General features: G+C 42.1%; 14 protein-coding genes. All 14 read left to right on the top strand.

Going from position 1 to position 15,088, the window contains the following annotated elements; translation table 11 throughout:
• The first annotated feature begins 53 nt into the window (after positions 1-53).
• The 14 genes from BLV86_RS07415 (at position 54) to BLV86_RS07355 (ending at position 14,775) form a co-directional block, all read left to right on the top strand.
• On the top strand, positions 54-1,724 hold the full coding sequence (locus BLV86_RS07415) for a hypothetical protein (RefSeq protein ID WP_090816001.1): 1,671 nt from the start codon (positions 54-56) through the stop codon (positions 1,722-1,724).
• A 20-nt stretch (positions 1,725-1,744) separates the two neighbouring features.
• On the top strand, positions 1,745-3,499 hold the full coding sequence (locus tag BLV86_RS07410) for an SPOR domain-containing protein (protein ID WP_090815998.1): 1,755 nt from the start codon (positions 1,745-1,747) through the stop codon (positions 3,497-3,499).
• Between the two features lie 209 nt (positions 3,500-3,708).
• Positions 3,709-4,440: a glycerophosphodiester phosphodiesterase family protein gene (locus BLV86_RS07405; RefSeq protein WP_090815996.1), complete on the top strand. Its 732-nt coding sequence runs from the start codon at positions 3,709-3,711 to the stop codon at positions 4,438-4,440.
• Positions 4,441-4,654: 214 nt separating this feature from the next.
• Positions 4,655-5,251, top strand: a complete 597-nt coding sequence (locus tag BLV86_RS07400) for a GNAT family N-acetyltransferase (protein ID WP_090815993.1) — start codon at positions 4,655-4,657, stop codon at positions 5,249-5,251.
• A 40-nt stretch (positions 5,252-5,291) separates the two neighbouring features.
• Complete coding sequence (locus BLV86_RS07395; RefSeq protein WP_090815991.1) at positions 5,292-6,227, top strand: PfkB family carbohydrate kinase; 936 nt, start codon at positions 5,292-5,294, stop codon at positions 6,225-6,227.
• Between the two features lie 286 nt (positions 6,228-6,513).
• On the top strand, positions 6,514-6,684 hold the full coding sequence (locus BLV86_RS07390; RefSeq protein WP_029200537.1) for a DUF362 domain-containing protein: 171 nt from the start codon (positions 6,514-6,516) through the stop codon (positions 6,682-6,684).
• Between the two features lie 98 nt (positions 6,685-6,782).
• Positions 6,783-7,625: a class B sortase gene (locus BLV86_RS07385; RefSeq protein WP_090815989.1), complete on the top strand. Its 843-nt coding sequence runs from the start codon at positions 6,783-6,785 to the stop codon at positions 7,623-7,625.
• A 269-nt stretch (positions 7,626-7,894) separates the two neighbouring features.
• A complete protein-coding gene (locus BLV86_RS17795) occupies positions 7,895-8,071 on the top strand; it encodes a hypothetical protein (RefSeq protein ID WP_175456470.1) in 177 nt (58 codons plus the stop codon).
• A 116-nt stretch (positions 8,072-8,187) separates the two neighbouring features.
• A complete protein-coding gene (locus BLV86_RS07380) occupies positions 8,188-8,637 on the top strand; it encodes a hypothetical protein (RefSeq protein ID WP_031549468.1) in 450 nt (149 codons plus the stop codon).
• A 444-nt stretch (positions 8,638-9,081) separates the two neighbouring features.
• A complete protein-coding gene (locus tag BLV86_RS07375; protein WP_090815987.1) occupies positions 9,082-10,776 on the top strand; it encodes a GspE/PulE family protein in 1,695 nt (564 codons plus the stop codon).
• Between the two features lie 122 nt (positions 10,777-10,898).
• Positions 10,899-11,705 (top strand): TraX family protein, encoded by an 807-nt coding sequence (locus BLV86_RS07370; protein ID WP_090815986.1) that lies wholly within the window; start codon positions 10,899-10,901, stop codon positions 11,703-11,705.
• 15 nt (positions 11,706-11,720) lie between these two features.
• A complete protein-coding gene (locus BLV86_RS07365) occupies positions 11,721-12,776 on the top strand; it encodes a type IV pilus twitching motility protein PilT (RefSeq protein ID WP_175456469.1) in 1,056 nt (351 codons plus the stop codon).
• Positions 12,777-12,992: 216 nt separating this feature from the next.
• Complete coding sequence (locus BLV86_RS07360; protein ID WP_090815984.1) at positions 12,993-14,213, top strand: type II secretion system F family protein; 1,221 nt, start codon at positions 12,993-12,995, stop codon at positions 14,211-14,213.
• A 145-nt stretch (positions 14,214-14,358) separates the two neighbouring features.
• On the top strand, positions 14,359-14,775 hold the full coding sequence (locus tag BLV86_RS07355; RefSeq protein ID WP_090815982.1) for a type IV pilin protein: 417 nt from the start codon (positions 14,359-14,361) through the stop codon (positions 14,773-14,775).
• Positions 14,776-15,088 lie beyond the last annotated feature (313 nt).

Here is a 15,088-nt window from a genome sequence, read left to right as displayed (position 1 = left end):
TATATAATCGTGAACTCTTAGCTTAGATATTGTTGGGGGAATATAAGGAGAGTATGGAAGAGAATAAATCACCACTTAGGATATATTGTAAAAACTGTGGTGCACCGGCTGATTTTGACATTGTAAATCAGACCTACAGATGTGCAAATTGCGGTGAGTCTACCGGAATAGAAGAAGCCTATGATTCGGTATATAAGTGGAGAGAGCTGAATAAAAACAGCGCAAAAATAAGAGCTTCCGGTGACAAAATAGAAGAGGGCTCATGCTCAGCCTGTGGAGCCAGAGTTATCTTTGGAGTAGGTGAAGCTTCGGAAAAATGTATATTCTGCGGCAGTAAACTGGTGAGATCGGAACTTACTGATTCATCTCAGATGCCGGATCTCATCATTCCTTTTGCCATAACGCCTGAGGAAGCAAAAAAGAGAATGCTGGACTGGGGGCATAAACATTCGAACACTCCTGAAGGAAAGGCTGTCGTTTCATCAATGGGACAGTTCCACGGTTCATATCTTCCCTACAGAGTTGCCAAGGGACCTGTTTATGCCAGTGTTTCCCGCGATGGTACCGAAAGAAGATATGAGTGCGGCGGATATCTTGACGGCACAGCTGTCAATACTTCAAAGCAGTTTGACAATCTGGTGATGAACGACATGGAGCCCTTTGACTGGTCCGGCGCCAGACCCTTTGAGTTCGGACTCATTGCCGGCATGCCTGTTAAGCTTAACGATTCACCCGATAAAGCTATAAACCAAAGAATCGAGGAAGAGGTTACCGAAGACTTCCGGCCTAAGGTTGAGTCGGTCATGCAGACCTCGGGAGTAAGCATTAACACTCATACTGAAAAGATCAATGTTCTCTCCGCCATACTTCCCGTTTACTTCATTAAAAACGGACCTCTGACGGCGGTTATGAACGGACAGACAGGTCGTATTGCAGTCTCAAAAAACCGTACGAAAAAATCATATCCATGGGTCATCGAGCCTCTTATCTATACAGTAATACTTACCATGATCATGGGATATTTCTATAGATGGGCTGCTGAGCCAATGTTCTACGGAGCCATGGTTTTCGGCTGCATTATCTTCTCGGTAATGGGAGACGGCAGAACGTCACTTGTCAGAAGAATCACTCTCAAAAGCGAAACTTCCAGGGCGTATCGCGAGGACGGCGAGCTTGTCATCAATGAAGGAAAAGGTGTTTTAAAGAATCCTTATGACAACACTCCTGTGTTTTATGAGTCTAATGCAAAGGGCGAGAAAGTTCCGGTGAGACTAAGGTTCTACACAATTGGAAGATGGATAGGCATCCTGTATAATGCACTTGTTACGGTGTTCCTTCCTCTTATCCTTGCGGCGCTGTTAAGGCTTGCAGATATGGAAGAAGGTGAAGGATTTTTTGACCACTTTTACCCTTTGTATGGTGCTGCGTGGTATGTATTGGCTGCAATGATAGTTCTGGTTTATTTCGTTAAGGGTGTAAGGAAAGATGCTTATGACCATCCTTATATCTATGAAATAAAACCTGATGGCAAAACACGACTTATAGGCAAACGCATAGACAGGAAGCTCAGCATTTTCTCAATGTTCGGTATCGGAAAGGTTGACAGAAACGGAAAGAGAATCACGTTGTTTGGAACTATGCGTGAAATGGGCTGTTCAGGTTTCGGACTTTTGATCGGGCTTTTCTTTATCTTGCTGGGAAGTACATGTGCGATAGTGTTTTAAGTAATTATGGGGGATTACAAATGAAAAAGAAATTATCAAGGTTTTTGGTTTCTGTTGGTGCTTCTGCGGCAGTGATTATGTCTATGGCTTCCTGCGGAGGTTCAAATGTACCTTCCGCAAATTCTGATGCTGCAGCTGGGACCACCGACAAAGCTGATGAGGAAGGTGAAGCTAAGCAAAACGAAGCCGGAAAAAATGAGGCTGAGAAAAATGAAGGCGGAAAATCCGGTGAATCTGAAGCTGCCGATGAGGTATTGCCTGATAAGTCTTCGGAGACCTCGGAAACAGAGTCTTCTAAAGCAGAGATGACAGATTTCTTCATTTCAAAAGTAGCAAAGGATGCCAATGTAGATACTCAGGAAGTGAGATCTTTCCTTGTAGATGATATCGACTTTGACGGTGAGTATGAAGGCTTTATGTTCATCGGAACAGAGGCTGACAAGGAATATAATTCCTGTGAAGGCGAGGTCTGGTTTGTAAACGAAGCAGGTTCAAAGAAGCTGCATGATAAGTTTCAATATTATTTAAACGATGAAGGTGATGTTTTCAGCATTGTGGAAGGACATGACAAAAACTTTGTTGTTTTCAATGACATGTATGCAACGTCGTTGGTAACTAACTTTTATTATACAGATGGTGAAACATGCAAGGAATCCGTTGTTTCGGGAGTTGGAGATGCTAAGGTTGACGAAGACACCGGGGACCTGGTCATCCAACTAAGTGCTTATGACTGTACCTGCGATTTTGAAAAGGATTCCAATGAACCTATGTGGCTGGGACACAGCTGGAAACCTTATTATTTCTACTACAGCAGGAATACCGGCGATTTCATGGAGTATGGTGCAAAGGAGATCAATGCTTCAGAGCTTAAAGATATTGTTGGTACCGATGTCATAAAAGAGTTGGAGGGTGATGGATATACCGTCGATAACATTATCCAAAGGGACAATGGAATCATCAATATTAATTACTCCAAAGAATCAAAACTGAATGATGGCTCCAGATCCATAAACTATATGAACGCGACCTTCGATACCCGAATCAACGACTACATAAAAGCCTGGGACGATGATGAAGCAGACCTTTACGGTTCTGACTTCGGCGGCATTTATGAAGTACAGCTTTTAGGCTCCGCTCATGAAAGCTCCGCGCTTCCCGAAAGTCCGGATGAGGTTTACGGCGTATTTGTAATGGCTTCAAAGAACTCAGACGATTGCTTGGATACAGAGGCGGCCTTGATGGATGCGGAATTCTACGATGAGTTCACGGTATATACTCCTGATTTTTCAGGCCTTAATAAAGAACCCTACTATGCAGTTGCCGCAGGACTTTTCAGCACAGAGGAAGAGGCAGAGAAGTGCCTCAAGGAAGTTAAGGCCGCAGGCTTCAAGGATGCCTACGTAAAGAATGCCGGTAAGTACATCGGAGGAGAGTACCTCTACACCATGACAAGTACAGAAGGAATCTCAGTTGAGGATGACTATATTCTTTTGAAGGATGTCCCTGTATCTCTTCCATATCCTGTGGAGTATGAGAATTCAACAATGAACCTCTACGTCGATAAAGACACAGAGTTCGCAAAGGACAGAGACCTCGGCACCTTCACCAACTACGAAGAAGGTGAAACTCCTTATGAGTGGATCAAGAAAAATCTTGAGCTCAACAAAACTGATCCTGAAGCTTACTCCGAAGGCGTTCCTCTTCACGGTGTCTTCAAGGTTGGTATAAAGGGTGACAGGATCACAACTTATTACAGCAGCGCATGGTGGGATTAAATAAACTGTTTTCTTAGATCCCGGGAGATTTAATAAACTGTTTACTTCGACCTGATGGCATCAAATAAAAATGGTTGTCTGCAATCCGGTAGACAACCGTTTTTTTTTGATTTCAAATAACTAATGATCCTATAGATATATGATAAAATAACTTTAAGTTAGTACACAAGATTTCGTAACAAATTCAATTAGGTTGAATGGAGATTGTCATGAGAATATGGGCGCACAGGGGCTGCAGTTTGAGATATCCTGAGAATACACTGACAGCTTTCAGGAAAGCAATGGAACTAAAAGATCTCACAGGTATAGAGACAGATATCCAGTTGTCAAAAGACGGTCACATAATGATCATGCACGACGAAACCCTGGACCGGACAACGGACGGAAAGGGTGAGATCAGAAACTACACCCTTGAAGAATTGAAAAACATGAAAATAGATGCAGGTGAAGCCAGAGTTGAAAGAATCCCTACAGTGGAGGAACTCCTGGACCTTCTCGAGCCACGTCTGAAGGCAGGCACACTTAAGCTGAACCTCGAACTCAAAAACAGCAATATCCGTTACGAGGGCATGGAGCAGAAGATAGTGGAGCTTATTCACCGGAGAGGTCTGGAGCATGCCATCGTGTACTCATCCTTCTACGGAAAATCCCTGAACCTAATTCGTGAACTTGATTATGAGGCTGAGATCGGCATCCTTGACCGCTACACCTCTGACTGCCTTTTTAAAATCCGTGGCGGTGTTAATGCTGACGCCCTTCACCCTGAATTCAGATCCATCGACAGCACACTTGATGAATTACAGGGCTACACCGTCAGAGCCTGGGGCAGCGGCCGCCTCTTCCCTGAACAGCCAAGCGGTAACAGGTTGAATCTCACAGGCCTTGAGGTCAAAGGCATTACCGACATAATACTGAACGAGCCAGAAGTATATGTTTCCTGAATTATATAAAAATTCTAAATTAAAGTTTGATACTTTCTGACTTCGTGCTGTATACTTGTCGGACTTTTAAGAAGTCATCTTAGCTGTGGACTTATATCTTTTCAAAGCGTATAGTATATGCATTATTTAAGAAGTCCATAGGGAGCTGTTCTCACTAGAGAGATGTGTTCCAGGTGGCTTAGACATTAAATAAAGACATCCATGGGAGAGACATATGAAGAACGACTTCAAAATCAGAAAAGCTTCCGAGGCAGATGCCGAAGCTTTAGTTTCGATATACGCGCCCTACGTTCTGGAAACAGCCATTACCTACGAGGTTGAAGTTCCAACAGTAGAGGACTTCAGGCAGCGGATAAAGAACATTCTTAAAAAATTGCCCTACCTCGTTGCAGAGCAGGATGGGAAGATAGTGGGATATGCCTACGCAGCACCATTTCACGTCCGTGTGGCTGCCAGGTTCAATGTTGAAGCCTCCATATATATCGATAAAAATTCTCAACACAGCGGCCTCGGCAAACGACTTTATATCGCACTTGAAGATATATTGAAGAAGCAGGGCTATCTGAATATTAACGTAAGCATCGCTTACCCGGATTCTGAAGATGATGAACACCTAAGCAAAAACAGCGCGGAATTTCATGAGCACCTTGGATACCACATGGTGGGAGAATTCCATAAATGCGGCTACAAGTTCAACCGCTGGTACAACCTGATCTGGATGGAAAAAATCATCGGAGAGCACGTTGAAAACCAGCCTGAAGTTAAAAGATTTGATGAGATTGAACCGGAAATAGACTTCAGCAGATACTAAAATTTGCAACTTGAATAAATCTATACAAGAGGTGATACATATGTCAAAAAACGGAATTGTAGTTATAGGTGCCACATTTGTTGACATCAAAGGATACCCCACAGAGACATTTCTTCAAAACGGAAGAAATGCGGGATCAGTAATGCAGGTGCATGGAGGTGTTTGTCGAAATGTGGCTGAGGATATTGCCAATGTTGAGCTGAAGCCAACATTCGTAAGCCTTGTGGATGAAACCGGAACCGGAGTCGATGTCATCAATAAGCTGAACCGCCACAAGATCAATACTAAATATATCAGAAAAGTCGAGGACGGGCTCGGCATGTGGCTCGCAATTTTCAACAATGATGGTGACGTCATAGCTTCCATATCCAAAAGACCTGACCTTAGTGATATTGAAGATATACTTAAGGAGCAGGGAGACGAGATAATTTCAGAAGCAGACAGCGTAGTTGTAGAGATCGACATGGATTCATCCATACTGAAGCTTGTATTTGATCTGGCAGAAAAATACGGAAAAGAAGTTTATGCGGTAGTTTCCAATATGTCCATCGCAATGCAGAGAAGAGACCTGATCAAGAGAACCGGAGTTTTGGTCTGCAATGAGCAGGAAGCGGGAATGCTTTTCTCCGATGATTATTGCAATAAAACTCCTGAAGAAATGATGCAGATACTTGATAAGCAGGTTAAGCTAGCACAGTATCCCCGTATGGTTGTGACCATGGGATCAAAGGGTGCAGTATATGCATCAATGAATGATGAGCCGGGATTCAGCCCAACCATATCAGTTGAGGTAATCGATACCACCGGAGCAGGAGATGCATTCTTCTCGGGCGTTGCCATCGGACTGACCTACGGAAAGTCTCTTAATGAAGCCTGCCAGATCGGATCAAGACTTGCAAACTCAGTAATCCTCACCACCGACAACGTCTGCCCGAGATTCCTTCCGGGAGAATTCGGAATAGAGGCAGAGCGCTAATGTTTCAGACCTGAATTATAAGTTGTACCCGGAGTTGCCGATTTCTGCAGTATTCAGCATCACTACAGAATATATTAAGTTCTTAAGTGCCAATGCATATCAAATCCCTATATTTGCGGTATGATATGGTTAGTTATAACTAAATATATTATCCAAAAAAATACAAAAAACGAAAATTATTTTGTTGTGATTTTTTAGAAACTATATTAAGATACAATACAGATGAGATTGAACACTTCATCGAACACTAAGTTTTGATTTATTATTATTTCAAGGAGGAACCTATATGTCACATTTTATCAATGATGAGTGCGTAAGCTGCGGATCATGTGCATCTGTATGTCCAGTAGAGGCTATCTCAGCTGGCGATTCAAAGTATGTTGTAGATGAGGGCACTTGCATCGATTGTGGAGCTTGTGAGGAAGCTTGTCCTACAGGCGCTATCGCTGCTAAGTAATTTCAAATATAATAAGATTTAAAGGAGTTGGTACTAAGTACCGGCTCCTTTTTTTGTGCTATAATTGATTTGTTAATATAAATCCGAGGAAACGCCAAATGAAAGAAAAAAAGAAACTCACCCCGGGGACGATACTGTTTTACCTTATCCCCGTCATAGCGGCAGCGGCAGCCATTTTTTTCGGGTATCTCTATATGAAAGATTATCTGAAATATAAAGAAGCCGCTGATGAATATGCCGATATCAATGACAATTACATAAAGATTCTTGAAGATACAGAAGACACAAAGGAACCTGCTGATGTATACGATGAAAGAACCGATTATTTTCCGACTCTTTCCATTGATTTTAAGGAATTAAAAAATATCAATGAAAGTATGGCCTGTGTTCTCTATGTGCCTGCGCTGGATATGACTTATCCGGTAGTTTACTCCAAGGATAATGATGACTACCTGCACAAAACATTTGAAGGTAAGTATAACTTTGCCGGATGCATATTCTATGATTATTTAAGTGAACGCGGCTTCAAAGGTTACAATACTTTTATATTCGGCCACAATATGAAAAACGGTTCAATGTTCGGAACCCTCAAGAAGCTTAACTCAGAACCCGGTCTCGCTGCCGAGAACCCGTATTTCTATATTTACACAGACGGACAGGTTAGAAAATACGAAATCTTTTCTTTCTATCAGACAGTAAGTTCATCAAAAACCTATGATGATATATTGTCGGAAGAAGATTATGATGCATACATTGACCGCGCATTAAAGAATTCTAATTTCATTGATTACATCGGAGACATTGATTTTGGTGAAAGACCCGGTATCGTAACATTATCCACCTGTTCCGGAAGATCCGGCGGAAATGAACGATTTGTGGTACATGGAGCCCTGATTTCCACCAGGAATCCATCAAAAGGGCAGAGACTGAATATTAAATGATGTACATATGTTACATGGAGCCCTGATTTCTACCAGGAATCCGTCAAAAGGCAGGAGACTGGATTTTAAATGATGTATAAATTCACTAAAATAGTCACCTTTGCAAATATTGAAAACGATTTAATCATTTTTTTAACAACTTAAGCGTTATAGTCTTACCTAGGTGATGGGAACTTCTGTATGCATATTGATTATTTGATATGCGTTGATTATATCCTGAAATAGGGGTCGGGATTTGATTGTAATACAGAAGTTGAAAGGGGAAATAGATGAATAACGAAACATTTATTGTTAACATTAAGTGTCGTGAGAATGCAACATGGCAGGGTAAAGTTACCTGGGCTCAGAAGTCAAAGACAAAGTATTTCAGATCCACTCTTGAGCTTATCAAGATGCTGAACGGCGCTATGGATGATGACAATTCTACTGAAGATTTCAACGAATAAAGATTATTAAGCTATAATTTTTCGACATTTTCCTGTATATTTAAATCATGGGCGCATCTCAAAATGACGCGTCTTGAGACTTTGAAAAAAGACTTGCTTTGCAGAACGGAGAATATATGGAAAAACTTAAAGGAATTAATCTTATCGGAATCCTTGTTGATAAAACCAGGGATCATGATTTCAGTGGTGTAATCATTAATCAGTATGACGACAGAAGAATCGAGTTTGACTCATGCATGAGTATGCTGAATGAACTTGATACCATATATGATGATTGGGGATTTCCTGAAGCGTCTTCAAAAACCCGGAGCTTCACTATGCATAGAAGTGATCTCACAAATGAGGGTGAGGCAGTGGAGAAGAAGAAACTTACTCATATAGCTGCTGAGACTAAACCCAGAGACATTTCAGAGGAAAGAGGGCAGGTAGCAACCTTCCTTTTACTTACAGAGATGCGTCAGCACTCCAGCTGGCAGGGAATGGTTCTTCATGTTGAAGGTGACAAGAGGAGCAGATTTGACAGTGTTCTCGATCTGTTATTCCTGATGGATGAGGCACTTGGATAAAATTCAGAAAAGAATCGAAAAAAAGATTTTAAATTGAGGGAGCGTTCTATCGTGATTTGGTCCGGTGGAAAGTTCCCTCAAAGTTTTTAATTGTTAATTCTTACAAAATTCTGTTAATTTTTACGAAAGTATTTAAAAAAGTACAATTTATTACAGCAAAATGCTTGTTTATATTTAATTTATCGTTTATAGTTGAATCAATGAAGGGAAACCAATAAGGTTTCGGTGGCCGGGCGCAAAGTTCGGCTTTTTTTGTATTTTTTTATTCCTAACATGTAAATAAAACTGTTGATTCACAGCAGATTTTCTTTCACGCTGAAAGATCCGAAAAAATTTTCTGAATTTCTCATTTTCATACCCTGAAACATTTATTAAATCACAAAAACACGTCGGTAATTTAGTAGAAGAATGCGCTAGCAATTTTTTTACTAAAGGCGGGAAAGAATGAAAACAAAAAGACTTGGTGACATGCTGGTCGAGATGAATTTTATTACAGATCAGCAGCTTAATGAAGCACTGACTATCCAGAAGCAGGAACATGAAAGACTGGGTACTACACTGGTGAGACATGGTTTCATAACTGAATCCCAGATGGTTGATGCCCTCCGTTTGCAGCTGGGTATCGATTATATTGACCTTTCAAAGACAGACATCGCACCGGAAATGTCTCAATATATCCCAAAGAAGCTGGCGAAGCAGAACCGTATGGTGCCTGTATCTGTTTCAAAGGACAATCTCTTCATTGCGATGGCCGACCCAACGAATTTCCTTGCGTTGGAGGATGCCAGAAAAGCAAGTAAAAAGAACATTATACCCATGATCGCAGCGGGTAATGCTGTAGATCATGCCATTAACACACTTTATGGTAATGAAGGTGCCGCCCAGGCCATGGCTCAGATGAGAGCCGAAGCCGGCATCAGCGATGATGAGGTTGTAACCTCCGCTGCAGACCAGACTATCGATACCAGCGAAGAATCCGCACCAACCATCCGTCTTGTAAACTCCATAATCGAGCGTGCCTATGTTGAGAATGCTTCCGATATCCACTGGGAGCCCTCAGAGAAGGATCTTGTGATCCGAATGAGAATCGACGGACACCTTCATAAGATTCTGACTATACCTCACAACCTGATGGAGCCTGTTATATCCCGTCTCAAGATCATGAGCCGAATGGATATCATTGAACGACGTGTCCCACAGGACGGTCGTGCCAGAGTGCGCATAAAGGGAAAAGACATTGATCTCCGTATTTCAACATTACCCTCTATATACGGTGAAAATATAGTTATCCGTATCTTGAGACGTGATGGTTCAAAGCTTAATCGTCGCGGCATAGGTATTCCGGAAGCGGAAGATGCAAAGATCACAAAGCTCCTTAGTCTCACCAGCGGCGTAATTATGATCGTGGGTCCTACCGGATCAGGTAAGTCATCCACCATGTATACTCTGGTAAGCGAGCTTCTTTCCGAGTCCACCAACATGATTTCACTGGAAGACCCGGTAGAGTACAACATGAACGGAGCTATCCAGGTTCAGATCAATGAAAAGGTCGGGCTGACATTCGCTTCGGGTCTTCGTGCCATCCTCCGTCAGGATCCGGATATCATCTGCGTCGGAGAAATCCGTGACAGTGAGACAGCGGAGATTGCCATGCGTGCGGCTATGACCGGACACCTGGTTATCACCACCATCCATACAGAGGATGCCATCAGCGCCATCGACAGACTTAAAGATATGGGCGTTGCGCCGTATCTTATTTCAGCAGGTCTCAGAGGTATCATTTCCCAGAGACTTCTCCGCCGTATCTGCACAAACTGTAGGGAAGTGGAGCAGGTTTCACCTGAAAAGCTCCAGCTTTCCAAGCTAAAGAACAGACCGGGACGTATATTCTATCATGGCAGAGGCTGTGACATGTGCTTCAATTCCGGCTACAGAGGACGAATCGGTGATTTCGAGGTTTTGGTCATGAATGATGCACTGAGACATTGTATCACCAGCGGCGGAGACAAGCAGGAGTTCCAGCGACTGGCCAAGGAAACCGGATATATCAGCATGCTTGAAAATGCCGACAAGCTGGTGGAAGACGGCATTACCACTGTGGATGAAGTTCTGAGAACAGTTTCCGAGCTGGAAGACTGATGAAAATTTATAGCGTCATTGTATTTTACAGGAGGATAGAGACTTTGTTCCTGACCGGTTGTGGCTTAAACTAAAGCGCGGCAAATGTTGATTTTTATTTTGGTCAGGGAGTTTGACAAGATATGTTTAAACTAAACAAAGCTCAGCTCAGATGGCTGGCAATGCTTACCATGGTGCTGGATCATTTTGCGGAAATGTTTCTGAAACCGGGGCTTGAGGGAAGCAGTGAGATTCTGACAAAGCTTCAACTTTCACAGCCCTTTGCAGAGATTCTCTGTAATGTGTTTATAAGTCTCGGCACCTTCACCGGAACTGTAATGATCTATTTCCTTATAGAGGGGTACTTTTACACAAAAAATCTAAAAAAGTATATGCTTCGGCTCCTTTTATTCGGAGTGATTTCACAGGGACCCTTTTATTTGGCCTTCGGGGTGCCGGCCTTAAATATATTATTTACACTTGCTGTTTGCCTGGGAGCAATATATGTACATTACCATGTTCCGGACTCAGGCAAAAAGAACCTGATGATACTCGGTCTTTTTGCGATAAACTGTTTTACCGACTGGACAATCATGGCAGTGCCGATAACCTTGTATCTGTCGGAAGCATTTGAGCCGGTGGAAGAAAAACCGGGCTTTAAAGTAAAGCCTGACCGTCTCAGACTTGCATTTATAAAAAGCTTTATACTGATGCTCATCATCCACGTAATATCCTTAGGTTCATTCCTGAAAGGAGTATCAACAACCTGTGGATTCGTGCTTGCGGCCATACTTATCACCCGGTTTTATGATGAAAGTAAACCGAAAAAATCAGGTACAGAGGAGAAGGGGTATATTGCTCCGACTCTTAAAAAGTACTTTTTTTACATTTTTTATCCTTTGCATCTGGTCATATTATCGGGCGTTTATAAATTGTTGATTTCATCTTAAAGTAAAGGAGTTCACATGATACACATTCAGGATATAGTTGACCTCGCAGCAAAAAGAGGTGCCTCCGACATACACCTCATTGCCGGACTCCGCATAAAGTGCCGTATTGACGGTCGTATAGTTGACCTTGCAGAGAATGTTCTGACCCCGGAAGACTGTGAGTACCTGGCGAAGGAAATGGCAGGAACTAAATACGAACTGATTGAAGAAATGGGAGAGCTTGACTGTGGAGGAACCATAGCAAACGAACGTGTCCGTATCAACCTTTTCCGTCAGCAGGGTAATATCTCCGCCGTACTCAGAATCCTGTCCAGTAATATCCCGGAGCTGCATTCTTTAGGACTTCCCGCGGTTGTATCGAAGTTCCCAAGTCTCAATAAGGGAATCGTTTTGGTTACGGGTGAGACAGGTTCAGGTAAGTCAACCACCCTTGCAGCCATTCTTGACTGTATCAACCACACGAGAAATGATCACATTATCACCCTTGAGGATCCTATCGAGTATGTATACAAATCCGACAAAAGCATTATCAATCAGCGCGAGATCGGAAGAGATACAGAGAGCTATACAAACGGACTCCGTGCCATCCTTCGTGAAGACCCGGATGTAATCCTTATCGGTGAGATGCGTGATCTTGATACCATAGAAACAGCACTTACGGCAGCCGAAACAGGACACCTTGTTTTTGCAACCTTGCATACCAACAGTGCGGTGGATTCCATTGACCGTATCGTAGGTGTATTCCCGGAAGCGAGACAACAGCAGATCAGGCTTCAGCTTTCAACCACCTTAAAGGCAGTACTGTCCCAGCAGCTTCTCGTTAAGTCAGGTGGAAAAGGAAGAGTTGTTGCTGCGGAAGTTATGATCGTTACTCCGGCACTGCAGAATCTGATCCGTGAAGGAAAGACACCGCAGATGCAGAGCTTTATGCTAAGCTCCGCAGATCAGGGCTCCATGACTATGGATAACTGCCTTATAAAGATGTTTAATGAGGGAAAGATAACTGCCGACACTGCCGTGAATGCTGCTGTGGATGAGCTTTATGTCCGGAAGAGAGTTATGGGGCAGTAGACATTAGAAGTGTTAAACGAAAAGTTTATGTAAGCTTATAGAGCCTATTACAAATTTTTATATATTTTTTATGAAATACATTTATGTTTTTCGGATTCACGACGATAAACTTTGTGTAGGAATAAAAAATATAAATAATACTATTGTAAATATTTATATTTTGCTTTATATTCTAAACATATAAAGCAATGACCTGAGCGATAAGGGGTGATTGCATTGGTTACTTATTCGTACAAAGCTTTAACTGCAGAGGGTGTTGAAACAAAGGGTGTCATATCGGCACCGGATGAATACTCGGCAGTTGCCCAGATAAGACAGAAGTGCCCGATTATTACGAGTCTTACTCCCATAGAAAAGGAGAAAAAGCAATTTGACAGCCTCCTCAATATGGAGATAGGAAGTCCCAGGATCAAGACCAGAGCCCTGGCACTTATGTGTTCACAGTTTGCGATAACGCTTAAATCCGGAATGCCTATTGGACATGCCCTTGAGATGATAGCAGGACAGACTGAGGACAAAAAATTAAAGAAAATATTGGAAACTGCTTCTGAAGATGTTCTCGGAGGTTCAACCTTAACCAGTTCCTTTGAGAAGTATCCGGATGCATTTCCTATAACATTTATTGAGACGATAAAAGCAGGAGAGGTTTCCGGTACCCTGGAAAATTCCTTTCAAAGGATGCACAAGTACTACGAGACCAGCGCTACCAATTCCGAGAAAATACGTGGTGCGCTTACCTATCCTATATTTGTAGTCATCATCGCAGTTATAGTTCTTATAGTCATCATGGTGAAGGTTGTACCAACTTTGGCGCAGGTCTTCAGCAGTCTGGGAGGCGAGCTTCCTCTGATGACAAGGATTATGATCAAAACCGCAGAGTTTTTCTCAAAGACGTGGTTAGCGATGCTGATCATATTGATAGCATTGATCGTTGTCTGGAAGGTGTTTGTAAAAACCGAAAAGGGAATGATTCTTGAGGCAAACCTGGCACTGACATTGCCGGTCATCGGAAAGATCAATGTTTTAAACGGAGCTTCCCAGTTTGCCAATACCATGTCAACCATGATCGGTTCCGGACTTACTTTAAATAACGCCGTATCAGTTACAGCAAAGGTCATGGACAACTATCTCTTACAGAAAGACATAGAAGGCATGATTGGGCGTATAGAAGAAGGTAAGCAGCTTGGTGAATGTATAAAGGGTTGCGAATACTTCCCGAACACACTTAAAGATATGTGTGCTGTAGGTGAGGAAACCGGTGAGCTTGATAAGACTCTGGATGTAATCGGCGAATACTTCGCCAATGAAACAGAGCGCCGTGTACAACAGGCCATCACCATGCTGGAGCCCACACTACTTGTTATCATGGCAATATTTGCAGGATTTCTGGTTATCTCCATCTACCTGCCAATGTTCACCATGTATAACCTGTTTTAACAAAATTTTTACCCGGAAACGGGTGAAGATAGATACTGCCGGTACATCCTGAAAGAAATGTATCCGGTGCCACACATCACATGAGCTGATCTGCAAGGATGCAGTTCAAAATTAAAGAAATAGAACATCGATAGGAGGAAAAAACATGTTCAAAAAGATTAACAAAAAAGGTTTCACATTGGCTGAGTTACTCATCGTAGTTGCTATCATTGGTGTACTCGTTGCGATTTCAATTCCTATTTTCACTGCACAGCTCAGAAAGGCAAAACTTGCTACCAATCAGGCAAATGCAAGAGCAGCATATGCGGCTGTAGTTGCAAAACAGCTTCAGGAAGGATATACCGGAGCACAAGGTACATATACTGTTTCAACAGCTCAAGCTAATGTAACTAGTTACACTACAGATGTTACAGCTAATTCTAGAGGTATTGATGCTTGGTCAGTTTCTTATTCAGGTGGATGGGGAAAGGGTAATCTTGGCGATATCCAGGTAACTGAATGGATAGTATCTATTGATGGCAGTGGTGATGTATCGATTGCAGCAAATGCTGTAAAGAGTTAAACTGTTTTAATAAGCGCTTTATGGTATGTTTCCGGAATTCCGGATCCATGTTAATAGTTAAGTACATATGGATGCCTGCCTGTAATATACAGGTGGCATCCATTTTTTTGCCTAAATCCTTATGTGAATATAAGTTTCTTGTATATAAAATGAATAATATATAATTAAAAGTAAAATATATGTCGATTGAAATAATGATAAGTATCTTTAAATTCATATACTTAAACTTCCCACATAAATAGTGGGCATCGCACCTTGAAAACTCTATATTCTAGACTATAAAAATACAATTACGCCACTTTGTAATCACTTG

It is taken from the genome of Oribacterium sp. KHPX15 (assembly GCF_900107835.1).
Classification (GTDB): Bacteria; Bacillota; Clostridia; order Lachnospirales; family Lachnospiraceae; genus Oribacterium.
Note: the sequence above shows the minus strand (reverse complement) of the source record. Positions and strands in the feature narration are given on the sequence as shown.